The organism is Streptococcus cristatus (genome assembly GCF_003943815.1).
Classification (GTDB): domain Bacteria; phylum Bacillota; class Bacilli; order Lactobacillales; family Streptococcaceae; genus Streptococcus; species Streptococcus cristatus_F.
Map to the genome: position 1 here is coordinate 1 of NZ_RJNA01000018.1, position 23,761 is coordinate 23,761.

The 23,761-nt window shown below is 43.7% G+C and carries 20 protein-coding genes and 1 other RNA gene; 18 read left to right on the forward strand and 3 right to left on the reverse strand.

Translation table 11 applies throughout. The annotated features are described in order from the left end of the window. Positions 1 to 49: 49 nt before the first annotated feature. From D8872_RS10865 to D8872_RS09655, 3 genes are all read left to right on the forward strand, one after another. Positions 50 to 895 carry a mucin-binding protein gene (locus tag D8872_RS10865; RefSeq protein WP_446677436.1) on the forward strand — a complete coding sequence of 282 codons (846 nt, stop codon included), beginning with the start codon at positions 50 to 52 and terminating at the stop codon, positions 893 to 895. Continuing rightward, positions 847 to 957, forward strand: coding sequence for an LPXTG cell wall anchor domain-containing protein (locus D8872_RS11215; protein ID WP_376739492.1), 111 nt, complete (start codon positions 847 to 849; stop codon positions 955 to 957). The genes D8872_RS10865 and D8872_RS11215 overlap by 49 nt, the downstream gene beginning before the upstream one ends. A gap of 417 nt (positions 958 to 1,374) precedes the next feature. After that, positions 1,375 to 2,091 (forward strand): YebC/PmpR family DNA-binding transcriptional regulator, encoded by a 717-nt coding sequence (locus tag D8872_RS09655; RefSeq protein WP_125388482.1) that lies wholly within the window; start codon positions 1,375 to 1,377, stop codon positions 2,089 to 2,091. 78 nt (positions 2,092 to 2,169) lie between these two features. On the opposite strand, the gene queG is transcribed toward D8872_RS09655, so the two are convergent. Beyond that, positions 2,170 to 3,294 carry a tRNA epoxyqueuosine(34) reductase QueG gene (gene queG / locus D8872_RS09660; RefSeq protein ID WP_125390771.1) on the reverse strand — a complete coding sequence of 375 codons (1,125 nt, stop codon included), beginning with the start codon at positions 3,292 to 3,294 and terminating at the stop codon, positions 2,170 to 2,172. Positions 3,295 to 3,523: 229 nt separating this feature from the next. Here queG and secA point away from each other — a divergent pair, with 229 nt between their 5' ends. From secA to pepC, 10 genes are all read left to right on the forward strand, one after another. Further along, positions 3,524 to 6,043 carry a preprotein translocase subunit SecA gene (secA, locus tag D8872_RS09665; RefSeq protein ID WP_125390772.1) on the forward strand — a complete coding sequence of 840 codons (2,520 nt, stop codon included), beginning with the start codon at positions 3,524 to 3,526 and terminating at the stop codon, positions 6,041 to 6,043. A 16-nt stretch (positions 6,044 to 6,059) separates the two neighbouring features. Next, positions 6,060 to 7,091 (forward strand): 3-deoxy-7-phosphoheptulonate synthase, encoded by a 1,032-nt coding sequence (locus D8872_RS09670; RefSeq protein ID WP_015604435.1) that lies wholly within the window; start codon positions 6,060 to 6,062, stop codon positions 7,089 to 7,091. Between the two features lies 1 nt (position 7,092). Continuing rightward, entirely contained in the window at positions 7,093 to 8,130 is a 1,038-nt protein-coding gene (locus tag D8872_RS09675) for a 3-deoxy-7-phosphoheptulonate synthase (protein WP_125390773.1), read from the forward strand. A gap of 198 nt (positions 8,131 to 8,328) precedes the next feature. Then, positions 8,329 to 8,691 carry a holo-ACP synthase gene (gene acpS, locus D8872_RS09680; RefSeq protein WP_015604437.1) on the forward strand — a complete coding sequence of 121 codons (363 nt, stop codon included), beginning with the start codon at positions 8,329 to 8,331 and terminating at the stop codon, positions 8,689 to 8,691. After that, on the forward strand, positions 8,681 to 9,787 hold the full coding sequence (gene alr, locus D8872_RS09685; RefSeq protein ID WP_125390775.1) for an alanine racemase: 1,107 nt from the start codon (positions 8,681 to 8,683) through the stop codon (positions 9,785 to 9,787). The genes acpS and alr overlap by 11 nt, the downstream gene beginning before the upstream one ends. Next, positions 9,777 to 11,834, forward strand: coding sequence for an ATP-dependent DNA helicase RecG (gene recG, locus D8872_RS09690; RefSeq protein WP_260471693.1), 2,058 nt, complete (start codon positions 9,777 to 9,779; stop codon positions 11,832 to 11,834). The genes alr and recG overlap by 11 nt, the downstream gene beginning before the upstream one ends. 323 nt (positions 11,835 to 12,157) lie before the next feature. Beyond that, on the forward strand, positions 12,158 to 13,618 hold the full coding sequence (locus D8872_RS09695; RefSeq protein WP_125390777.1) for a nicotinate phosphoribosyltransferase: 1,461 nt from the start codon (positions 12,158 to 12,160) through the stop codon (positions 13,616 to 13,618). Further along, entirely contained in the window at positions 13,615 to 14,439 is an 825-nt protein-coding gene (gene nadE / locus D8872_RS09700) for an NAD(+) synthase (protein WP_125390778.1), read from the forward strand. Before D8872_RS09695 ends, nadE begins: the two co-directional genes overlap by 4 nt. A gap of 47 nt (positions 14,440 to 14,486) precedes the next feature. Then, positions 14,487 to 15,050: a GNAT family N-acetyltransferase gene (locus tag D8872_RS09705; protein ID WP_125390779.1), complete on the forward strand. Its 564-nt coding sequence runs from the start codon at positions 14,487 to 14,489 to the stop codon at positions 15,048 to 15,050. Positions 15,051 to 15,123: 73 nt separating this feature from the next. Next, a complete protein-coding gene (gene pepC / locus D8872_RS09710; protein ID WP_125390780.1) occupies positions 15,124 to 16,470 on the forward strand; it encodes an aminopeptidase C in 1,347 nt (448 codons plus the stop codon). Positions 16,471 to 16,551: 81 nt separating this feature from the next. Here the strand turns inward: pepC and pbp1a are convergent, their stop codons facing one another. Further along, entirely contained in the window at positions 16,552 to 18,708 is a 2,157-nt protein-coding gene (gene pbp1a, locus D8872_RS09715) for a penicillin-binding protein PBP1A (RefSeq protein WP_125390781.1), read from the reverse strand. After that, positions 18,701 to 19,306, reverse strand: coding sequence for a Holliday junction resolvase RecU (recU, locus tag D8872_RS09720; RefSeq protein ID WP_125390782.1), 606 nt, complete (start codon positions 19,304 to 19,306; stop codon positions 18,701 to 18,703). Before recU ends, pbp1a begins: the two co-directional genes overlap by 8 nt. 67 nt (positions 19,307 to 19,373) lie before the next feature. Between recU and D8872_RS09725 the strand changes: the two genes are divergently transcribed. From D8872_RS09725 to D8872_RS09745, 5 genes are all read left to right on the forward strand, one after another. Then, positions 19,374 to 19,901, forward strand: a complete 528-nt coding sequence (locus tag D8872_RS09725; protein ID WP_125390783.1) for an SLOG family protein — start codon at positions 19,374 to 19,376, stop codon at positions 19,899 to 19,901. A gap of 71 nt (positions 19,902 to 19,972) precedes the next feature. Continuing rightward, complete coding sequence (gpsB, locus tag D8872_RS09730) at positions 19,973 to 20,317, forward strand: cell division regulator GpsB (RefSeq protein ID WP_125390784.1); 345 nt, start codon at positions 19,973 to 19,975, stop codon at positions 20,315 to 20,317. 14 nt (positions 20,318 to 20,331) lie between these two features. Beyond that, positions 20,332 to 20,699, forward strand: an RNA gene (gene rnpB / locus D8872_RS09735) — RNase P RNA component class B. 197 nt (positions 20,700 to 20,896) lie between these two features. Then, positions 20,897 to 22,051, forward strand: a complete 1,155-nt coding sequence (locus D8872_RS09740) for a THUMP domain-containing class I SAM-dependent RNA methyltransferase (protein ID WP_125390785.1) — start codon at positions 20,897 to 20,899, stop codon at positions 22,049 to 22,051. A 12-nt stretch (positions 22,052 to 22,063) separates the two neighbouring features. Then, positions 22,064 to 23,527 carry a cell division site-positioning protein MapZ family protein gene (locus D8872_RS09745; protein WP_125390786.1) on the forward strand — a complete coding sequence of 488 codons (1,464 nt, stop codon included), beginning with the start codon at positions 22,064 to 22,066 and terminating at the stop codon, positions 23,525 to 23,527. Positions 23,528 to 23,761: the final 234 nt, after the last annotated feature.

Consider the following 23,761-nt stretch of genomic DNA (forward strand, 5'->3'; position numbering starts at 1 on the left):
TGGACCTAAGTGGACAGATGATAAGATCAAGTCAGCTCAACAAGAAGCTGTGAAGGAATTGAGCCGTACGATCAAGTACGTATACGAAGATGGTAAGGAAGCAGCACCAAGCTTCACAGATAGCGCTAAATTCACGCGTATTCTGAAGATCAATGTCGTAACGAAAGCGATCGTAGAAAAAGGCCCATGGACATCACAAGATGACGTGATCAAGGGACAAACTTCACCAGACATCAAGGGTTACGTAGCNGANAAAGCNAGCGTAGCAGATGTGANNGTTACAGCAGACTCAGCGAAACCAGCNGATGAAGTNGTAACTTACAAGAAGGCTGATCAAAAAGCAACCATCACCTTCGTAGACCAAGCTAAGAAAGAATTGGCTAAGATCTCAGAAGGCGGTAAGTCAGGCGAACCAATTAGCCGTGACCAATACCTTGCGAAGTTGAAAGAATTGACTAACCAAGGTTACAAGGTTGTGAACGATGAGTTCAAGGATCCACAAAACTTTGATGATGATGCAAGCAAGGACCAAAACTTCACTGTTCAATTGGAAGAAGGCGTAGTACCATTCAATCCAAATAATCCACCGAAACCAAACGATCCAATGGATCCAAGCAATCCGGATGGACCTAAGTGGACAGATGATAAGATCAAGTCAGCTCAACAAGAAGCTGTGAAGGAATTGAGCCGTACGATCAAGTACGTATACGAAGATGGTAAGGAAGCAGCACCAAGCTTCACAGATAGCGCTAAATTCACGCGTATTCTGAAGATCAATGTCGTAACGAAAGCGATCGTAGAAAAAGGCACAAGCCAGTGGAACCGAAAGTTCCTGGAACTACTGCTCTGCCAAATACAGGTGAGAAATCATCTTCAGCAGCAGTGCTTGGTTTAGGAATTGTTGCAACACTCGCAGGTGTCAGCTTGATTAAACCAAGATTGAAAGAAGAAGATTAATTCTTTCTAGCTTGGATAGTAATCACTGAAGAGTTGTGGACGGTTAGTTAACAGCTCGCAAAAATCGATAACTTCTTTACGAAGTTATCGATTTTTTATTTATTTGATTAGCAGACTTTGGTAGTAAGAAATGAGAGAAGATTCCAGTAAAATAGGAGATTTACTGGAGAATGAAGGATCATCACCTTGAATTTAGTAGCATCATTCATTTTATTATCGAGAGAATGTAATGACTGATCTCGGTATTCTAAAATGTATAAGGAACTACTGCCCTAATTTTTTCTATCTTTAGTTTGTACTTCAGCAGATAATTTTAGGGAATTGAGAAGTTTCCTGTTTTTGTTGGATGATTTTTCGTCTTTCCTGTGTTATAATAAGGAAGATTAAAAATGTAGAATAGTTAAAGGAGAAATTCCAATGGGACGTAAGTGGGCCAATATTGTAGCTAAGAAAACAGCTAAAGACGGCGCAAACTCAAAAGTTTATGCTAAATTCGGTGTAGAAATCTATGTAGCAGCAAAAAAAGGCGATCCAGATCCTGAGTCAAATACAGCCCTTAAGTTTGTTATTGATCGTGCTAAGCAAGCGCAAGTACCAAAGCATGTTATTGACAAGGCGATTGACAAGGCTAAGGGAAATACGGATGAAACCTTTACAGAAGGCCGTTATGAAGGCTTTGGACCAAATGGTTCTATGCTGATTGTTGATACCTTGACTTCGAATGTCAACCGGACTGCAGCCAATGTTCGTGCAGCCTTTGGTAAAAATGGCGGGAACATGGGTGCTAGTGGCTCTGTATCTTATCTTTTTGATAATAAAGGTGTCATCGTTTTTGCCGGGGATGATGCAGACAGTATCTTTGAATTGCTTTTAGAAGCAGATGTAGATGTGGATGATGTGGAAGCAGAAGATGGAAGCATCACTGTTTATACAGCACCAACTGACCTGCATAAAGCAATCGTGGCCTTGCGTGAATCTGGTATCCAGGAATTCCAAGTGACAGAGCTTGAAATGATTCCTCAGTCTGAAGTGGAATTAACAGGAGAAGATTTAGAAACCTTCGAAAAATTGTATAGCGTCCTTGAAGACGATGAAGATGTCCAAAAAATCTACACCAACGTAGATGGCTTCTAATTGAATAACATAAAAATACAGTCTGATTTAGTATAAGTTGCGTTCTAAGGCAGTTTCTAAATTAGACTGTATTTATTTTTAGTTAGTTAAGTGGAATTTCTTTAGGAATTGTTCCTGTTCCTCTTTGATAGCTTCTGTGGGATTTTTCACAGCGAGAATCATCTCAATCATTTCAGGACTGGCTTCGCGTACTAGCTGACTGAGAGCCCAGATGGCCGTAGCGATATGGACTGGATTTTGTCCCTTGTCAATAATTTCTAGCAGTTTGGGAATGGCAGAGCGATCATTAGCGTTGGCTAGAGCAATGATGGCATTGCGCTGCAGGATGTTTTTGCCCCGCCAGCTACCTGCTATATGGCCGAATTTTTCCTTAAACTGGCCATTAGAAAGTTCCAAGAAAGGCAGGAGCTCAGGATGAGCTAGTTCGGGGTCAATCTCTGTTGCAAGCGGATTGTCCAAGCCTTTATTATAGGGGCAGCAGATTTGGCAGATATCGCAACCATAGATGACTGTTTTGATTTTCTTTCGAAATTCCAGATCCATGACGCCCTTGTCTTGGGTCTGAAAGGATAGACAGCGTTTGGCATTCATAGTTCCATCGCCAATGAGGCAGGAGGTAGGACAGGCTGTCACGCAACGATTGCAGTCTCCGCAGCCATAGTCGACAGGCTGGTCAGGTTCAATGTCCAGGTTGGTAATGAGTTCGCCTAAAAACATATAGGAGCCAAATTCTTTGGAGATGACCAAACCGTTCTTACCGATAAAGCCGATTCCTGCTCGTCGTGCTACGGCGGTGTCGACCAAGGCGCCCGTGTCCACCATGCCCTTGTACTCAGAGTCAGCGGTCAGCTCTTCGATTCCCTTGGCTAGTCGGTCCAGCTTGTCCTGCAGGACATAGTGGTAGTCCAGCCCCCAGCTGTTGGGAGTGAATTTTCCCCGCTTGTAGGCTGTTTTTTGCGGCTGCTGCTTGAGCTTGTGGGGATAGGCGACAGCGATAGAGATAATGGTCTTGGCCGATGCTAGACTCAGCTTAGGCTTGATTCGCTCCTCAATATTCTTATGCTCAAACCCTGAATTTCGCCCTTCTTCGACAGCCAAGCGCAGCGATTTCTCCAGATAGTCAAAATCATCCGCTGTTGTAAAGCCAATCTTAGAAATGCCAATTTCTTTTGATAATTTGATAATTTCTTCTTTGATATTCATTGCTATTATTATATCTAAATTATGAGAATTTTGCGAGAAACTACTTTCTAGAAACCATGATTCTTTAGTAAGTTTTGCTCTGGGACAAGCTAGGCGGATAGGCTTGTAAATAGAGAACTGACGGCCTTTTAGACCAGTTGCTAAATGGATTATTTCTTGAAAGATATGGGGAAACATGCTATAATGAGAGGAAACATTTATAAACAGAACATAGCGAGTAAGGAATAAAATGGCTAATATTTTAAAAAAAATCATTGAAAATGATAAAGGTGAAATAAGAAAATTAGAAAAGATGGCGGACAAGGTCATGTCCTATGAGGACGAAATGGCAGCCTTGACCGATGAAGAATTGCAAGCAAAAACGGTTGAATTTAAGGAACGTTATGCAAATGGTGAAACTTTAGATCAACTTTTGTTTGAAGCATTTGCAGTTGTCCGCGAAGGAGCTAAGCGTGTCTTAGGTCTTTTCCCATATAAGGTTCAGATCATGGGGGGGATTGTCCTTCACCATGGTGATGTGCCAGAAATGCGTACGGGGGAAGGGAAAACCCTGACAGCGACTATGCCTGTTTACCTGAATGCCTTATCTGGTCAAGGAGTTCACGTTGTTACAGTCAATGAATACTTGTCAGAACGTGATGCGACTGAGATGGGTGAACTTTATTCTTGGTTAGGACTTTCTGTTGGTATCAACCTAGCATCTAAGTCACCAATGGAAAAAAGAGAAGCTTATGCTTGTGATATCACCTACTCAACCAACTCTGAAATTGGTTTTGACTACCTGCGCGATAACATGGTGGTTCGGGCTGAAAATATGGTACAGCGTCCGCTTAACTATGCCTTGGTTGACGAGGTGGATTCTATCTTGATTGACGAAGCGCGTACGCCATTGATCGTATCAGGACCGACAGCTTCTGATACGAATCAGCTTTATTACAGAGCGGATAGCTTTGTGAAAACACTTCAAAAAGATGACTATATCATTGATATCCCATCTAAGACGATTGGTTTGTCAGATTCTGGTATTGATAAGGCTGAAAGTTACTTTAACTTAGAAAATCTATACGATCTTGAGAATGTTGCTTTGACGCACTTTATCGACAATGCCTTGCGTGCTAACTATATTATGACCTTAGATGTGGATTATGTCGTGAGTGAAAAGCAGGAAATCCTCATCGTTGACCAATTTACTGGACGTACAATGGAAGGCCGTCGTTTCTCTGATGGACTCCACCAAGCGATTGAAGCAAAAGAAGCTGTGCCTATCCAAGAAGAATCAAAAACATCTGCTTCGATTACTTACCAGAACCTTTTCCGTATGTATAAAAAGCTGTCAGGGATGACAGGGACCGGTAAGACAGAAGAAGAAGAATTCCGCGAAATTTATAATATCCGTGTAATTCCAATTCCAACGAACCGTCCGGTCCAACGTATTGACCATCCAGATTTGCTCTATCCTAGCTTGGAAGCGAAGTTTAAAGCAGTCGTGGAAGACGTCAAGGAACGCTACAAAACAGGTCAACCTGTCTTGGTCGGTACAGTATCGGTTGACACGAGTGACTATCTTTCTCAAAAATTGGTGGCTGCAGGAATTCCTCATGAAGTTCTGAATGCTAAAAACCACTATAAAGAAGCACAGATTATCATGAATGCTGGTCAACGTGGTGCTATCACCATTGCGACCAACATGGCTGGACGCGGTACCGATATTAAGCTAGGTGAAGGTGTCCGTGAATTGGGTGGACTTTGTGTCATCGGTACAGAGCGCCATGAAAGCCGCCGGATTGATAACCAGCTTCGTGGACGTTCAGGTCGTCAAGGTGATCCAGGCGAATCACAATTCTACCTATCTCTCGAAGACGATTTGATGAAACGTTTCGGTTCAGAGCGCATTAAGGCCGTGCTAGACCGGATGAATCTGAGCGAAGAAGAGTCCGTTATCAAGTCTCGGATGCTGACGCGTCAGGTGGAAGCAGCCCAAAAACGGGTTGAAGGAAATAACTACGATACTCGGAAGCAAGTCCTCCAATATGACGATGTCATGCGCGAACAACGTGAGATTATCTATTCTCAACGCTATGACGTCATCACAGCAGACCGCGATTTGGCTCCAGAAATCCATGCCATGATCCGTCGGACGATTAATCGGATTGTAGATGGCAGCAGCCATTCAGATCATGATGAAAGAATTGAAGCGATTCTGAATTTTGCTAAATATAACCTTGTAGCAGAGGATTCTATCTCAGCTGATGATTTAGAAGGTAAATCGAATCAAGAGATCAAAGATTACTTGATGGAACGAGCTTCTGAAGTTTATGCCAATCAGGTTTCTAAACTTCGTGATGAAGAAGCAGTTCAAGAGTTCCAAAAAGTGCTGATTCTACGAGTTGTAGATAATAAATGGACAGATCATATCGACGCCTTGGATCAATTGCGTCAGGCTGTGGGACTGCGTGGTTATGCTCAGAACAACCCAGTTGTTGAATATCAGGCAGAAGGTTTCCGGATGTTTAATGATATGATTGGCTCTATCGAGTTTGATGTGACTCGTCTTATGATGAAAGCACAGATCCATGAGCAAGAACGTCCACGTACAGAGCACAGCATCAGCACGACAGCTACTCGCAATATTGCTGCTCAAAATCCAAATCTTCCAGAAAATGTTGATTTATCCTCTGTTAAAAGAAATGATTTATGTCCATGTGGTTCAGGTAAGAAATTTAAAAACTGTCATGGTCGCAAGAAGTAGTTTATAAGGAGAGAAGATGACCTTTAAAGCAACTAGTCAACCAATCAATGTAGCAGAAGTGCGTCAGCTTGCTAAGTTAGAAGGGTCTATTCTAGCTCGTAAGCAAGAACGAGATCGCCAACTAGAAGCTATTATCCGCGGTGAGGATGATCGTATCCTTTTGGTTATCGGTCCTTGCTCTTCAGACAATGAAGAAGCTGTCTTGGAATACGCTAAGCGTTTGGCAGCTCTTCAGGAAGAAGTCAAAGATCGGATCTTTATGGTGATGCGGGTTTATACAGCCAAGCCACGGACCAATGGTGATGGCTACAAGGGCTTGATTCACCAGCCTAATGCGACAGCGGCACCTAGCCTAATCAACGGTATTAAGGCGGTTCGCAATCTGCATTATCGCGTGATTTCAGAAACTGGAATGACGACGGCTGACGAGATGCTTTATCCAGAAAATCTTCCCCTAGTAGATGATTTGATTTCCTATATGGCGATCGGTGCTCGTTCTGTTGAAGATCAGCAGCACCGCTTTGTAGCCAGTGGAGCGGATTTCCCGACTGGTTTGAAAAATCCTACATCTGGCAATCTAAATGTCATGTTTAATGGCATTTATGCGGCTCAGAACAAGCAGAGCTTCCTCTTTGCAAATCGGGAAGTAGAGACGAGTGGAAATCCTTTGGCCCATGCGATTCTGCGCGGTGCCATCAATGAATATGGGAAGAACATTCCGAACTACTATTATGATAATCTGCTGGACACAATCGCCCAGTATGAAGCAATGGGATTAGAAAATCCATTTATCATCATTGATACCAACCATGACAACTCTGGCAAGCAGTATTTGGAGCAAGTCCGTATTGTCCGTCAGACTTTGATCAACCGCGACTGGAATGATAAAATCAAGAAGGTTGTTCGTGGCTTTATGATTGAATCTTACTTGGAAGATGGTCGACAAAATGAACCAGAAGTCTTTGGCAAGTCTATTACAGATCCATGCCTAGGCTGGGACAAGACGGTCGAACTCGTCCATGAGATATACGACACACTAGGTAAATAATATGGCATTTATAGCAAAAGGTCAGGAAATTGACATCGAGCAGATCAAGTCTGCAACGATTTTGTCAGACCAAGCTCTACAAAAGAAGAATCAGCGCGACCAGGAATTGGCTGCCATCATCAAGGGAGAAGATCAACGCTTACTCTTGGTTATCGGTCCCTGCTCATCTGACAATGAGGAGGCGGTGCTGGAGTACGCTCGCCGCTTGGCTGACCTGCAGCAGAAGGTAGCGGATAAGATTTTTATCGTCATGCGGGTCTATACTGCCAAGCCTCGAACCAATGGTGACGGCTATAAAGGGCTCGTTCACCAGCCGGACACTTCAAAAAGTCCAAGCTTGATCAATGGGTTAAAGGCAGTGCGCCAGCTGCATTACCGAGTCATTACTGAGACAGGCTTGACCACAGCTGATGAAATGCTCTATCCTTCCAATCTAGTGCTGGTAGATGATTTGGTCAGTTACCATGCCGTAGGTGCTCGTTCGGTTGAAGATCAAGAACACCGTTTTGTGGCGTCTGGTATTGATGCGCCGGTCGGTATGAAAAATCCAACATCTGGCAATCTTGGAGTCATGTTTAATGCCGTTTACGCTGCTCAAAATAAGCAAATCTTCCTTTATCATGGCCAGGAAGTGGAAACTCTAGGCAATCCCCTGGCGCATGTGATTTTGCGTGGTGCTTTAGATGAGTACGGTAAGAACAAGCCTAACTTCTATTACGAGAATCTTCTGGATGTGATCAAACGCTATGAAGATATGAAGCTGTCCAATCCTTTTATCATGATTGATACCAACCACGATAATTCTGGCAAGCAGTATTTGGAGCAGATCCGGATTATCCGCCAGACTCTGATCAATTGTGCTTGGAATGAGCAAATCAAGAAGTCGGTGCGTGGTTTCATGATTGAATCCTATTTGGAGGATGGCCGCCAGAATGAGCCAGAAGTATTTGGTAAGTCCATTACTGATCCTTGCTTGGGCTGGGACAAGACAGAAGAGCTCATTCAGGAAATCTATGATACCTTAGAAAAAGAAGCTTAAAAGAAAGGATTAGTAGGCTTTTGATAGGAGTCTGCTAACGAATATAGGCAAGCTCATACTCTACGAAAATCTAATTTTGATGATGTTAAACCTCTTTGATGCATTTCAGTGTCATTTTCATCGGTTTGCCTTGTCGAAATTAGATTTTCTTTCAATCTCCTTGGGAGAAGGGACTTGCCTCGTATTCTCAATAGAAGTATGATAAGAGGACACGGAATCGATATAGAAGAGATTTCCAGCATTGGTCGGGCCTACGAGAAGAATGCGCGCTTTGCTGAGAAAATCTTGACGGCTCAGGAGTTGGCTCGGTTTGGCTCTTTAAAGGGCAAGCGCAAGCTAGAATATTTAGCAGGTCGCTGGTCAGCCAAGGAAGCCTTTGCCAAGGCTTGGGGGACCGGTATTGGCCCTGTGACTTTTCAAGATTTGGAAATTTTAAATGATGATAAGGGGGCGCCTTATTTTAGCAAGTCCCCCTTTGCTGGTTCGGTATGGCTATCAATCAGTCATGCTGGAAATCTGGTGACCGCCAGTGTGATTTTGGAGGAAGACAATGAAAGCTAGTCTACATAGACCCACTAAAGCAGTCATAGACCTGTCTGCTATTGCATTTAATATTGAGCAAATTGCAGCTCATATTCCCCAGTCGGTCCAGAAGTGGGCAGTAGTCAAGGCCAATGCTTATGGACATGGTGCGATTCCTGTCTCTCAGCATATTCAGCCGCTTGTAGATGGTTTTTGTGTGTCTAATATTGACGAAGCCCTAGAACTACGAGAAGCTGGCATTGCTAAATCCATTCTTATTTTGGGTGTTTCTTCATTGGAGGCTGTGCCTTTAGCGATCCAACAACAGATTACTTTGACGGTGGCCAGTCTAGCTTGGTTGGAGGAGCTCTTGAGCCAGCAGGCTAATCTGACCGGCTTGACTGTTCATATCAAGATTGATTCAGGCATGGGACGCATTGGCTTCCGTGATAGTCAAGAAGCCCAGCAGGTAATTAGCCGCCTGCAAGCGGCAGGTGCTGTGGTAGAAGGAATTTTCACTCATTTTGCAACAGCCGACGAATTAGATACAAGTCATTTTATAGCCCAATTAAGTCGCTTTAAAGAGATTTTGAATGAGTTAGCTTTCTTGCCGCCGATTGTGCATGCTAGCAACTCTGCTACAACTCTTTGGCACAGTGAAACGATTATGAATGCTGTTCGGCTGGGCGATATTATTTACGGGCTGAATCCTAGCGGACGAGTGCTGGACTTGCCTTATGAGGTCAAACCAGCTTTGAGTTTAGAATCTGCCTTGGTTCACGTCAAAGAAATTCAAGCGGGTGCCCATGTCGGCTACGGGGCGACCTATGCCAGTGATAGCCAGCAAATCATTGGAACCATTCCTCTGGGTTACGCTGATGGCTGGACCCGGGATATGCAGGGCTTTGATGTCTTGATCGATGGTCAGCGCTGTCCAATTGTCGGTCGTGTTTCTATGGATCAAATCACGGTACGTCTGCCTCAAGTCTACCCTTTGGGAACGCAGGTGGTCTTGATTGGCCAGAGTGGCGCCGAGCTTATCACAGCAACGGATGTGGCGGAAAAGCGTGGTACGATCAATTATGAAGTGGTCTGCTTAATCAGCGACAGGGTACCGAGAGAGTATAAAAAGTAAAAGACAATTAAGAAGAAGGAAAGGAAACAGGATGAATCTGCATCAGGCTTTGACGGCTCTGCCAGGAGTAGGACCAAAATCGGCTGAAAAATTTAAAAAACTAGGCCTTGAGAGCCTGCAGGATCTCCTGCTCTATTTTCCTTTTCGCTATGAAGATTTTAAGAGCAAGAATATCCTCGACTTAGAGGATGGGGAAAAGGCGGTCATTTCTGGGATCGTCACGACTCCAGCTAATGTTCAGTATTATGGCTATAAGCGCAATCGCCTGCGTTTTACGATTAAGCAGGGAGAAGTCGCGATTGCAGTCAACTTTTTCAACCAGCCTTATCTAGCAGATAAGATCGAACTGGGAGCGACGGTGGCTATTTTTGGTAAATGGGATAAAGCCAAGGCTAGTCTGACGGGGATGAAGGTGTTAGCTCAGGTTGAAGATGACTTGCAGCCAGTCTATCGAGTTGCCCAAGGGATTAGTCAGGCCAGTCTAGTCAAGCTGATTAAGGCGGCCTTTGACCAAGGTTTGGATCAGTTGTTAGAGGAAAATCTTCCTCCTGTCCTTCTGGAGCGCTACCAGCTTTTGGGGCGTACTCAAGCTGTGCGTGCTATGCACTTTCCTAAGGATTTGGCAGAATACAAGCAGGCCCTGCGTCGGGTCAAGTTTGAAGAACTTTTTTATTTTCAGATGCAGCTGCAGGTTCTGAAGCATGAGACCAAGGATGTCAGTCAGGGACTCGCTATCCCTTGGCAGGAAAAAATGCTGGCTCAAAAGAAGGATGCATTGCCATTTTCTTTGACGGAAGCTCAGGAGCGGAGTCTGGAAGAAATTCTCAGTGATTTGCAATCGCCTGCCCATATGAACCGCCTCCTGCAGGGAGATGTTGGTAGTGGTAAGACTGTGGTGGCTGGTTTGGCTATGTATGCCGCCTATACGGCAGGTTACCAGTCGGCTTTGATGGTTCCGACAGAAATTTTGGCTGAGCAGCATTTGGACAGTCTGACTCAGCTCTTTCCTGAACTGAATTTAGCCCTCCTAACTGGTGGTATGAAAGCTGCTGAACGCAGAGAGACTTTAGCTGCTATAGAGTCGGGGCAAGTAGATATGGTGGTCGGCACCCATGCCTTGATTCAGGAAGGGGTGGTCTATCATCGACTGGGCCTGGTCATTATTGATGAGCAGCACCGTTTTGGGGTGGACCAACGTCGGATTTTGCGGGAAAAGGGAAATAATCCAGACGTCCTCATGATGACGGCCACGCCTATTCCTCGTACTTTGGCGATTACCGCTTTTGGTGACATGGATGTCTCTATCATCAACCAGATGCCGGCTGGCCGCAAGCCTATTATTACTCGTTGGGTCAAGCATGAGCAGTTGGAAGTGGTCTTGGACTGGATGAAAAAAGAGCTGGTCAAGGGTGCTCAAGTCTACTTCATTTCTCCCTTGATTGAGGAATCGGAGGCTTTGGATTTACAAAATGCGATTGCTCTAGAGGAAGAACTCAAGGCCTACTTTGCCAATCAGGCTCAAGTGGCTCTCCTTCACGGTCGTATGAAAAATGACGAAAAAGAGGCCATTATGCAAGACTTCAAGGACGGGAAAACGGATATTCTAGTGTCAACTACAGTTATTGAAGTCGGCGTCAATGTTCCGAATGCGACCATCATGGTTATCATGGATGCTGACCGCTTCGGACTCAGCCAGCTTCATCAGCTGCGGGGACGAGTGGGTCGAGGGAATAAGCAATCGTATGCCGTTCTAGTTGCCAATCCCAAGACAGAGTCTGGCAAGAAACGGATGAAAATCATGACTGAGACGACAGATGGCTTTGTTCTGGCTGAGGAAGACCTCAAGATGCGTGGTTCAGGTGAGNTTTTTGGGACCCGCCAGTCTGGTATTCCAGAGTTTCAGGTGGCGGACATCGTGGAGGATTATCCCATTTTGGAAGAAGCGCGCAAGGTGGCTAGTCAAATCGTTGCCAATCCTAGCTGGCGGCAGGATGCCAATTGGCACCTAGTATCCCTGCATCTAGAAAAACGCGATTATCTGGACTAGCGAAATAACATTCGATTAGATTTTGCTTTATACGTTTAAGCTTTCTGCAAGAAAATTCTAAGCCTTCCTTAAGCTTTAAGGCCTATAATAAAAGCATCAAAAGAAACGAGGTGGCAAAAATGAAAGTAGCAGTTAAAGTAACCTATAAAAAAGAATTTAAACAGATGCGCCGCGTGAACAAGACTTATGGAATCTAATATTCCAAGTGAAAGATAAAAGAAGATACCTCCGGAAGAAATTCTGGAGGTATTTTGCTATTGAATCAAGGCTTTTTTACAATTTATGTTATAATATATAATAACTATGATAAAAGGAGCTCAATTATGTTTCCAGATGACAGTTTGACTTTACATACAGACTTATATCAAATCAATATGATGCAGGTTTATTTCAACGAAGGTATCCATAATAAGCGTGCTGTTTTTGAAGTCTATTTTCGCAAGAATCCTTTTAATAATGGCTATGCCGTTTTTGCGGGCTTAGAGAGGATTGTGGCTTATCTGAATAATTTGACATTCAGTCAGACGGATTTGGACTATTTAGCGTCTTTGGGCTATAACGGAGCTTTCTTAGAGTATTTACGCGATTTCAAGATGCAGCTGACCGTGCGTTCTGCTAAAGAAGGAGATTTGGTTTTTGCCAATGAACCGATTGTTCAGGTCGAAGGGCCGCTGGCTCAATGTCAGTTGGTAGAAACAGCTATTTTAAATATCGTGAATTTCCAAACCTTGATTGCGACCAAGGCAGCTCGCATCCGCTCTGTGATCGAAGATGAGCCGTTGATGGAGTTTGGTACCCGTCGTGCTCAGGAAATGGATGCAGCGATTTGGGGTACGCGGGCCGCCGTTATCGGTGGAGCCAATGGCACCAGCAATGTTCGGGCAGGCAAGCTCTTTGATATTCCCGTTCTGGGAACGCATGCCCATGCACTTGTGCAGGTTTATGGCAATGATTACGAGGCTTTCAAGGCTTATGCAAGCACTCATCGGGATTGTGTGTTCTTGGTAGATACCTATGATACCCTTCGGATCGGGGTTCCCACGGCCATCCGTGTAGCGCGTGAATTTGGGGATAAAATCAATTTCTTGGGCGTACGGATCGATTCTGGAGACTTGGCCTATATTTCTAAAAAAGTTCGTCAGCAGTTAGATGAAGCGGGCTTCCCAAATGCTAAAATTTACGCTTCCAATGATTTGGATGAAAATACCATCCTCAACTTAAAAATGCAAAAGGCTAAGATTGATGTCTGGGGTGTGGGAACCAAGCTCATTACAGCCTATGACCAGCCAGCTCTGGGTGCTGTTTACAAGATTGTCGCGATTGAAGATGAGAATGGGCACTTGCGCAATACCATTAAGCTCTCCAATAATGCTGAAAAGGTTTCGACTCCGGGCAAGAAGCAGGTTTGGCGGATTACCAGCCGTGAAAAAGGCAAGTCTGAGGGCGACTACATCACTTATGATGGTGTGGATGTCAATCATCAGGAAGAGCTCGAAATGTTCCATCCGACTTATACTTATATCAATAAAACCGTCAAGAATTTTGATGCAGTGCCGCTCTTAGTAGATATTTATAAAGAAGGTCAGCTCGTTTACGATTTGCCGAGTCTGTCTGAGATTCAGGACTATGCCCGCCAAGAATTTGACAAACTCTGGGACGAATACAAACGGGTCCTCAATCCGCAAGATTATCCGGTCGATTTGGCGCGTGATATTTGGCAGGACAAGATGGACTTGATTGACCAGATGCGTAAGAAAGCCCACCAGACAGGAGCAGAAAAATGAGCCTACAAGAAGAAATCATCGCTCAACTGGGCGTCAAACCAGTGATTGACCCGGAGGAAGAAATCCGCAAGTCGGTGGACTTTCTCAAGGCCTATCTGAGAAAACATCCTTTTTTGAAAAGCTATGTTCTGGGCATTTCTGGTGGTCAGGACTCAACCTTGGCCGGTCGCTTGGCTCAGCTGGCTGTAGAGGAAATGCGGGCTGAGACAGGCGATAATGGCTATCGTTTTATCGCTGTCCGCCTGCCTTACGGTGTTCAGGCAGATGAAGATGATGCGCAAAAGGCTCTGGCTTTCATCCAGCCTGATCTCAGTCTGACAGTTAATATCAAGGAATCGGCTGATGCCATGACAAAAGCTGTAGAGGCGACAGGTGCCAAAGTCTCTGACTTTAACAAGGGCAATATCAAGGCACGCAGCCGTATGATTGCCCAGTATGCTTTGGCTGGTTCATACAGTGGGGCTGTCATTGGGACCGACCATGCAGCAGAAAATGTCACGGCCTTTTTCACCAAGTTTGGGGATGGTGGAGCAGATATCTTACCGCTCTACCGTCTCAATAAGCGTCAAGGAAAGCAGCTTTTGGCCGCCTTAGGAGCGGATCCGGCTCTCTATGAAAAGGTGCCGACGGCTGACTTGGAAGAAGAAAAACCTGGGATTGCGGATGAAGTCGCTCTGGGCGTGACCTATAATGAAATTGACGACTATCTCGAAGGCAAGTCTGTTTCAGCCCAAGCCCAAGAAACGATCGAGTCTTGGTGGCACAAAGGTCAGCACAAACGGCATTTGCCGATTACTATTTTTGATGAATTTTGGAAGTGAAAATCTCGATCGAAACTTTTTAGTCTGAGCCAAGAAATGAGGAAGTTATGGAAAAGACAGGTACACAGTCTATTGAAACCAAACGCCTTTTGCTAAGACCTTTTCTGGAATCGGATGCTCAAGCTATGTATGACAATTGGGCTTCTCGTCCGGATAATTTGCTGCATGTGACTTGGGATGCTCATGAGAGTCCTGATGTTACCCAACAGTCTATTGCTCGCTGGGTTGAGAATTATCAAAACATGGATTTTTACAAGTGGGCCATCTGCCTGAAGGAAAAACCTGAACAAGTGATTGGTGATATTAGTGTGGTAGATAGAGATGAAGCAGTCAATGCTTGCGAGGTCGGTTATATTTTAAGTAAAGACTATTGGGGGCAAGGGCTGATGACAGAAGCTTTGAAAGCTGTTCTAAACTATCTCTTGCAAGATGCAGGATTCAATCGTGTCACAGCAAGATTTGTAACAGCCAATCCAGCTTCGGGGCGTGTTATGACTAAAGCTGGCATGAGCTACGAAGGTACTTTCCGTCAGGCTATATTTCATAAAGGACAAGTCAAAGATTTTTCCGTCTATGGGATCCTAAAATCAGATTTAAAAAGAAAAAGTTAGGCTTGCCTAACTTTTTTACTTGCGCTCTTTTTTTAAAGTTCTATAATAGATGTATAATGACAAGGAGGATTCTATGAATTCATTAAAACAAGATTTTACAGATAAGTTGTACGCTGCTTATGAGGCCAATCCCAAGTATGCGGCAATGGAAAATGCTATTAGCCACAATGGTCTTTTGACTTCTTTAGAAAAACGGACTGCTGCTGTAGAAAATGCACCTGTTTTCTCACTGGATCTCACCAAAGATAAGGTCAGTGATCAAAAGGCATCTGGCCGCTGCTGGATGTTTGCAGCTCTCAATACTTTCCGTCACAAGATGATTGCGGGCTTCCAGCTGGAGGATTTTGAGCTGTCTCAGGCTCATACCTTCTTTTGGGATAAATATGAAAAATCCAACTGGTTCTTAGAGCAGGTTTTGGCAACGACTGACCAAGAATTGACTAGCCGCAAGGTCAAGTTCCTCCTAGATACGCCTCAGCAGGATGGAGGTCAGTGGGATATGGTCGTGGCGCTTTTTGAGAAATACGGCGTTGTGCCTAAGTCAGTCTATCCAGAGTCCATTTCTTCCAGCAATAGCCGAGAGCTCAATCAGATTCTCAATAAACTCTTGCGTCAGGATGCGCAAATCTTGCGTGAATTAGCCCTGAATGGTACAGATGAGGCTATGCTACAAGCTAAGAAAGAAACTTTGCTACAGGAAATTTTTAATTTCTTAGCGATGTCGTTGGGCTTACCGCCTCGGAAGTTTGCCTTTGCTTATCGGGACAAGGGCGGTAATTACCATAGGGAAGCTGATTTGACTCCGCAGGCTTTTTACCAAAAATATGTAGATCTCAAGCTGGATGACTATGTGTCTATTATCAATGCACCAACAGCCGATAAACCTTATGGCAAGTCTTACACAGTCGAGATGTTGGGCAATGTAGTCGGCAGTAAACCTGTTCGCTATTTGAATGTAGAAATGAAACGTCTCAAGGAATTAGCTATTGCACAGATGCAGGCTGGCGAGACTGTTTGGTTTGGCTCTGATGTGGGTCAGTCCAGCAATCGCAAGGCTGGTATCATGGAAGCAGGTATGCATGATTTAACCTCTAGCATGGATATCCAATTGACCCAAGATAAGGCAGGTCGTCTTGATTATAGCGAAAGCCTCATGACTCATGCCATGGTACTGGCTGGAGTAGACTTGGATGAAAATGGTCAAGCTAAAAAATGGAAAGTAGAAAATTCTTGGGGCGAAAAGGTTGGTGATAAGGGATACTTTGTCGCTAGCGACGCTTGGATGGATGAGTACACTTACCAAATCGTAGTCAGAAAAGAATTATTGACTCCAGAAGAGTTGGCAGCCTACAATGCTGATCCAATTGTCCTAGCACCATGGGATCCAATGGGAGCTCTTGCTAATGGCGAAATAATTTGATAGGATGAGCAATTGCAGAAAGCTATTGATTTATTTAAACATAAAAAAGATTGGATTTCTAAAATCCAATCTTTTTTATGTTTAACGATGTTCAGTTCCTTGGTTAGAACTAGTTGAGCTGCTGGTTGTTCCAGAACTTGTTGAACTTGTTTGGGAACTGGAGTTGGTACTACTATGTTCTTCGCTAGATTCGCTCGTACTTTGACTTGAAGATTCTGAGCTTGACTCAGAAGTGGAGCTTGAAGATGATTGGGTATAAGCGCGGCTGTAAGTAGAAGTACCATTGAGATAGAGATAGGATCCGCTACGGAAAAGTCCGCTTGGTGGTGTCCAGTCTTCATTGCTATAGCCTGTCAGATAGAGCATCATAGAGCGGTAGACATCGGTTGCCACCTTAACTCCATCATCTAAAACAGGAGTGAGGCGATTTGAGTAACCAGTCCAAACAGCCATAGAGTATTGTGGAGTGTAGCCAACAAACAGTTCGTCTGGTGTCACAATGCTAGAACTGTAATAAGGTTTTGTCAACTTCTCTAGCTCATCATCTGCATAGTTGGAAGTACCAGTTTTACCTGCTTGATAGACTCCTGGGATTGCAGCATTGGTACCAGTTCCAGACTGAAGAACGGTCTTCATCATGTCTGTCATCATGTAGGCTGTTGTCTCTTTCATAGCTTTTGATCCGCCATTTGAAAAGACTTTTTCTGTACCGTCGCTAAAGACAACTCGGTTGACGTATTGCGGTTTGTAATATGTACCGCCATTAGCAAAGGCAGCGTAGGCAGCAGCCATTTTTTCGCTACTTGCTCCGTATTGGTTACCAGATTCGCTTGTATTACTTGAAATCGCATTAGAATAATGCATTTCAGGGTAATTAATACCAAGGCCATTGAGGAACTTCAATGAATTATCTAATCCGACTGCTTCCAGCGATTTGACGGCTGGTACGTTACGGGATTCTTGGATAGCGTATTGGATAGTAATCCAGCCATAATAGCGTTTATCCCAGTTATAGACAGGAGTAGATGTTCCAGGGAAATAGTAAGGAGCATCTTGGATTGAGGCAGCAGTGGAAGTGAAAACATTGTATTCCAAGGCTGGGGCATAATCGGTAATTGGTTTCATGGTAGAACCCCAGTCGCGATTTGTTTCGACTGCTTGGTTGGTACCAAAAGAAACATTGGAAGACTGATGGCGAGCACCCAGTTGGGCAATGACTTTCCCGTTGGTAACATCCATAACAGTTGATGCCACTTGCAGTTCATCATCTGGATAAGCAACATATTCTTCCGTGTTGTAAATATCCCACAATTTTTTCTGTGCTTCGGTATTAACGTTGGTATAAACTTCCATACCAGTCGTAAGGACATTGTAGCCAGTTTCTTCTTCGACTTGCTCAATAACTTCTTTTAAGTAGTTATCCATATAGGCAGGATAGCTAGCTGAATTTTTCAAGCTCTGTAAGCCGTCGGTCACTGGTGTATTGATAGCTTGTTCGTATTGTTCTGGTGAGATGTACTTGAGTTCATACATTTCAGATAATACGAGATTACGACGCTGAGTGGCAGCTTCTGGATTTGTGTAAGGGTCATATTGGTTAGGAGCCTGAGGCATTCCTGCAAGCAGGGCGATCTGAGGAAGAGTCAAATCTTTCAAATCTTTACCATAGTAACTTTGGGAAGCTGTCTGCATCCCGTAATTTCCATTGGACATGTAGACTTTGTTGACGTAGTAGGTCAGAATCTCTTGCTTGGTAGCCTTTCGCTCAAGTTGAGTTGCCAGCCATGCTTCTTGGATTTTCCGAGAAAGGGTAGCGTCTGCTGAGGAAGTAGAGAAATAAGTCAGCTTGATCAACTGCTGGGTTAAGGTAGATCCCCCTTGACGTCCGCCTCCTTTCAGATTGCTTAGGAAGGCTCCTCCTATCCGAATGAAATCAACCCCACGGTGATTAAAGAAGCGGTGGTCCTCAATCGCAACGATAGCATCTACTAGCTGTGTAGGGATCTGGTCTGTTGATGCATTGACCCGCTTTTCAGAACCGAGGTCCGCAATCAGATTGTTATCGCTATCGTAAATCTTACTTGAAGTTGTTGCGACAAGGTCTTTCTCAGAGAGGGTAGGAGACTTGGAGGCATAGTATGTGAAGACAAGAACGCCAGCCACAACTCCAATGATAAAGAGAGATAAGAGGACACTTGCAAGATATTTTAAGGCCTGCAAAAGGGTTTGTTTATTCATTTGTGATACCACCTAGTAGTTTTTGTTCGATAATTTCAAGGTAAGGGATGCTTGGAAATTGCTTTGTTTCGATTAAAAATCCATGTTCTTGAATGTAAGATAAAGGGAGGGATTTTCCGCCTTTATCCATCTTATAAAATGTAATCAAATAAGATGCCGGAAGTAGATAAGTCTCCCGCAAGCTAGAGAAGTGCAGTAAGACAAAGCAAATTCCTTTTTGCTGAAGGACAGCCTCCATATGTTCAATCTGGTGTAGATGGAAATTCTTTAGAGGCATGGCTGTTTTTTGCCGTGTTTCCTTGGCTTCAAAGTCAATATAATGTCCCTGAAAGACACCAGAATAATCGGTCGTGGATGCCTGTCGGAAGTAGGCCTCGACAATCTTTGCACGACTGCGTTGGGGATAGTCCACTTTGACAATCTGAATGGGTGTCGGTTTCTTATGAATGACAGCGAGCCCCCTACTCAAATAGTAGCTGTTGGATTCGTTGATCATCTTTTCAAAAGACATCCCGCGATTGGCAAAGTTAACAGCCGTCTTTGAACCTGGATGGGCTAGTTTACTTTTTATCTTTAGCTTGTGAGGGTAGTTGACCATAAAACTCCTTATTGGTACAATAACATCACTCTATTATATCATAAAAATATTTTTTGAGGGAGAATAAATGACAAGTCTATTAATTGTAGGGTATAAGGCTTTTGAACTTGGCATTATGAATGAAAAAGACATGCGCATCCAGATCATCAAAGAAGCGGTCAGACGGGATTTGCAGCGCTTGCTGGATGAAGGATTGGAGTGGCTTATCTTCACGGGGAATTTAGGTTTTGAAACTTGGGTTTTGGAAGTCGCTCAGGAATTGAGAGAAGATTATAATTTCAAGATTGCTACGATTTTTCTTTTTGAGGATCAGGGAAAAAATTGGAACGAAGGAAATCAGGCTAAACTAGCAGATTTTAAACAAGTAGATTTTGTCAAATATGCTTATCCTAGCTATCAAAATCCGAGTCAATTTCGCGAGTACAACCAATTTTTGCTTCAGAATACGGACGGGGCTTACCTGTTTTACGATGAAGAAAATGAGACCAATCTTAAATATCTTTACAGGGAGATGAGGAATCAAGAACAGTATTTTATCAAAAAATTAACATTTGATGATCTGAATGAGGTTGCAGAAATTTTTTCGGAAAAGTAGGGTATAAATCTTGCTTTTTATAGGTGATTTCGTATATAATTGGATATGATAAACTAGATTGGAGTGAGAGCATGGCGAGTATTATTTATACAGCAAAAGATATTTTTGATCAAGACTTTAAGCGCGAAGTGCGAGGGTATAGCAAGGCTGAAGTGGATGGGTTTTTGGATGATGTAATCAAGGATTATGAAACTTATGCAGCTTTGGTAAAGGAGTTACGTGAGGAGATTACCCTTCTGAAGGAACAAGTATCGAATAAAGAAACTGCTACTCCTTCGACGCTTAGTCAGCCAGCTCCACCAACAATTGAGATGCCACAGATGGGAACAGCGACTAACTTCGATATTTTGAAACGCTTAAGCCGTTTGGAAAAAGAAGTTTTTGGCAAACAGATTCTGGACAACGAGGAGCAATAATGTTGCAGAGTGCAATTTTTGGATAATCGCGTGAAGATTTAATATTTTCATGAGGAAAGTCCATGCTAGCACCGGCTGTGATGCTGGTAGTGTTTGTGCTAGGCGAAACAATAAGCCTAGGGACGGAGCAATCCGTTACGGCGACTGAAAAGGCTAAGTCTTTAGATAGGTCTGAATAGGTCTGAAAGTGCCACAGTGACGTAGTTCTTCTGGAAACAGAAGAAGTGGAACGCGGTAAACCCCTCAAGCTAGCAACCCAAACTTTGGTCGGGGCACGGAATGCGTGGAAACGAACATAGCATTCTGACTGGAAACAGTAGACAGATGATTATCGAAGGAGATGGTACCTAGTCATTTCTGGAACAAAACATGGCTTATAGAAAATTGCACATAGGTTAGCTAGCGTATGCTAGCTTTTTGATTAAGGTATAGATTCCCTTTGACAGAAGTGAGCTGAAGGGATAAAATGAGGAAAGCAAGGCTTTTCTCAAGAGGATCGTCAAGCGAGAGTATTCTGCTTTCTAGCTGAGGCTAGTTTTTAACGGCGTGGCCAAGCGGATAGTGATAGAGTAAAAAAGAATGAAAGAAAAATTTAATTTAATTGCTACAGCGGCGGCAGGTTTGGAAGCCGTTGTCGGCCGTGAAATCCGAGATTTGGGTCTAGATTGTCAGGTTGAAAATGGCCGTGTTCGCTTTAGTGGCGACATCGCTACCATCATTCAAACCAATCTCTGGCTGCGCTCAGCGGATCGGATTAAGATTGTTGTGGGAACATTTCCAGCCAAAACATTTGAGGAGCTTTTTCAAGGTGTATTGGCCTTGGATTGGGAAAATTATCTACCCTTAGGTGCCAAATTTCCCATTTCTAAAGCCAAATGCGTCAAGTCAAAACTGCATAATGAGCCCAGTGTTCAAGCCATTTCAAAAAAAGCAGTTGTGAAAAAACTGCAAAAGCATTATGCTCGTCCAGAAGGTGTCCCCTTGCAGGAAAATGGAGCAGAGTTTAAGATTGAAGTTTCCATTTTGAAAGATTTGGTGACAGTCATGATTGATACCAGTGGCTCTAGCTTGTTCAAACGTGGCTATCGGACAGAAAAAGGCGGAGCACCAATCAAGGAAAATATGGCAGCTGCGATTTTACTTTTGTCAAACTGGTACCCAGATAAACCCTTGATTGACCCGACTTGCGGATCAGGAACCTTCTGTATCGAAGCAGCTATGATTGGGATGAAGATGGCGCCAGGTTTACATCGTTCCTTTGCTTTTGAAGACTGGAATTGGGTAGACAAGGACTTGGTACGTCGGCTTCGGGCAGAAGCTCTGGCTCAGATTGACCAAGACATCCAGCTGGATATTTCAGGTTCCGATTTGGATGCTCGTCTTGTAGAGATTGCTAAGAAAAATGCGGAAGAAGCGGGTGTTGCTGACCAGATTCAATTTAAGCAAATGCGTCTGCAAGACCTTCATACGGACAAGATCAATGGTGTCATTATTTCCAATCCGCCTTATGGTGAGCGTTTGTTAGACGATGATGCAGTAACCAAGCTTTATCAAGAAATGGGAGAAACCTTTGCTCCCTTGAAGACCTGGAGTAAATTTATCTTGACCAGTGATGAGGCCTTTGAAGCCAAATATGGCAGTCAGGCGGATAAAAAGCGAAAACTTTACAATGGTACTTTAAAAGTTGATTTATATCAATACTTTGGCCAAAGGGTCAAAAGACAACTAGATTAGAAAGGAAATGTTGTGAGCAAAGAAGAAAAGATGCCAACAGAGCAAGAATCAAAAGAAACCGTTCTTGACTTAGAAGATGCGAAAGAGATGACGGTCGGTCAGGCTGCTCGGAAAAACGAGGAAGTCGAAGCTGGTGTGACTGAAGGAGACAATATCCTTGATAAGTACATCAAGCAACACCGAGATGAAATCGAAGCAGGGAAATTTGAAACCCAAAAGCTGAGAATCATGGAAGAGCTGGCACAACAAAAAGAAGCTTTGATACAAGAGACCATCAAACAGCTTAAGAGTCAGTCTCAGGTGAAGGAAAATACTGCCAATGTGCCATTACCTTCGGTGCAGCCAGTGAAAGCAGAAGCTGCAAACTCGGCAAATGTAGAGGCTACAAAGGCCGCACAACCAGCGCTAACAGTTGCAGCTGAAGCACCAATCATCCCGGCAACAAAGCCGGTATCAAATCCAGTTCCGACAGTGTTTGAAGATGAGGACGAGCCTGAGACAAAGCCTTTCTACAAGAAGAAAGTCTTCCTATACTCAGCCTTAGGTCTTGTGGCACTTGCCGCTGGAACGACTTGGTATTTTCATCAAGGGTGGGGGAGTCACAAGTCGACAACTGGTTCCAGTTCGACCGTTTCTTCTAGCAAAAAGAAATCTACAAGCTCTAGCGAAGCTAAGAAAGAGGCTGCTAAAGAATTTGAAGACCTTTATGCCAGCTTCTTTACGGATAGTAGTCAGACAGCTATCAAAAATGACAAGTTTGGCGATTTGGATAAGCTGAAAGCTAAGTTAGATGTCTTAACTGGCAGCTCAGAATATACAGCTGCTAAAAAGAAGTATGATGATCTTGTTAAGCAAATTTCTGCTATCCAAAGTGTCAATTCACAATTTAACACAGGTGCCATCGTTGACGGTCTATTGAAGACAGATGCCCAAGTGAAAGGAAACGCTAATCTTCCAGATGTATCGACAGGTAATAGCAAGTTGGACGAGGTCTTGAAGGCGGCTATTGCTCAAGGACGCAGTCAGCAGCTACCAGCACCAGCGCCTAGTCCGACAGTGGAACCGTCAGCGCCTTCTACAGCACCAGTCGCACCATCAACGCCGCCAGCTGTAAATCCAGCGCCTAGTGATCCTAGTGGCATTAGAAATGCAGAAACTGGTATCGGACTGCCAAGTGCAGGAGTTAACCTCCAGCGCCACCTTAGCCGTGTGCCTTACAATCAAGCAGCGATTGATGATGTGAACAATCCTGCTTGGACTTTCAATCCAGGTGTCTTGGAAACAATCCTCAAGGTGTCTCGCGAGCGTGGCTACATCGTAGGAGATCAGTTTATCCTTGAAAAAGTTAACATTGTCAAGGGGAATGGCTACTACAATCTCTATAAACCAGACGGTACATACCTATTTAGTATGAACTGTAAGACAGGCTACTTTGTAGGAAATGGAGCTGGGTATGCAGAAGATTTGGATTATTAATCATCTTTCTCACTAATCCATTCAAAATATATAAAAAAGTTAGACGGATCTGAGCCAAGTATCTCGGGTCGGCCGTCTAGCTTTTTTTGTATAAATAGTTACTTATTGTTAATTCCTATATTAACCTGTATTTTAAATCTCTAGGTTAATATGGATAGTTTGAAATAGCTTGATTTATCAAGCTTATTTTCAATAAATAAAGATTTCAATAGATTGAATTCTTGTCTTATTTTT

Excerpts from the sequence above, each read along its gene's own strand:
- D8872_RS09695 (WP_125390777.1), top strand. The coding sequence starts at position 12,158 with ATGTTTCCAGATGACAGTTTGACTTTACATACAGACTTATATCAAATC.
- D8872_RS09675 (WP_125390773.1), top strand. The coding sequence starts at position 7,093 with ATGGCATTTATAGCAAAAGGTCAGGAAATTGACATCGAGCAGATCAAG.
- pbp1a (WP_125390781.1), bottom strand. The coding sequence starts at position 18,708 with ATGAATAAACAAACCCTTTTGCAGGCCTTAAAATATCTTGCAAGTGTC.
- D8872_RS09670 (WP_015604435.1), top strand. The coding sequence starts at position 6,060 with ATGACCTTTAAAGCAACTAGTCAACCAATCAATGTAGCAGAAGTGCGT.
- acpS (WP_015604437.1), top strand. The coding sequence starts at position 8,329 with ATGATAAGAGGACACGGAATCGATATAGAAGAGATTTCCAGCATTGGT.
- D8872_RS09655 (WP_125388482.1), top strand. The coding sequence starts at position 1,375 with ATGGGACGTAAGTGGGCCAATATTGTAGCTAAGAAAACAGCTAAAGAC.
- pepC (WP_125390780.1), top strand. The coding sequence starts at position 15,124 with ATGAATTCATTAAAACAAGATTTTACAGATAAGTTGTACGCTGCTTAT.
- queG (WP_125390771.1), bottom strand. The coding sequence starts at position 3,294 with ATGAATATCAAAGAAGAAATTATCAAATTATCAAAAGAAATTGGCATT.
- recU (WP_125390782.1), bottom strand. The coding sequence starts at position 19,306 with ATGGTCAACTACCCTCACAAGCTAAAGATAAAAAGTAAACTAGCCCAT.
- D8872_RS09705 (WP_125390779.1), top strand. The coding sequence starts at position 14,487 with ATGGAAAAGACAGGTACACAGTCTATTGAAACCAAACGCCTTTTGCTA.
- D8872_RS09725 (WP_125390783.1), top strand. The coding sequence starts at position 19,374 with ATGACAAGTCTATTAATTGTAGGGTATAAGGCTTTTGAACTTGGCATT.
- alr (WP_125390775.1), top strand. The coding sequence starts at position 8,681 with ATGAAAGCTAGTCTACATAGACCCACTAAAGCAGTCATAGACCTGTCT.
- secA (WP_125390772.1), top strand. The coding sequence starts at position 3,524 with ATGGCTAATATTTTAAAAAAAATCATTGAAAATGATAAAGGTGAAATA.
- nadE (WP_125390778.1), top strand. The coding sequence starts at position 13,615 with ATGAGCCTACAAGAAGAAATCATCGCTCAACTGGGCGTCAAACCAGTG.
- gpsB (WP_125390784.1), top strand. The coding sequence starts at position 19,973 with ATGGCGAGTATTATTTATACAGCAAAAGATATTTTTGATCAAGACTTT.
- D8872_RS09740 (WP_125390785.1), top strand. The coding sequence starts at position 20,897 with ATGAAAGAAAAATTTAATTTAATTGCTACAGCGGCGGCAGGTTTGGAA.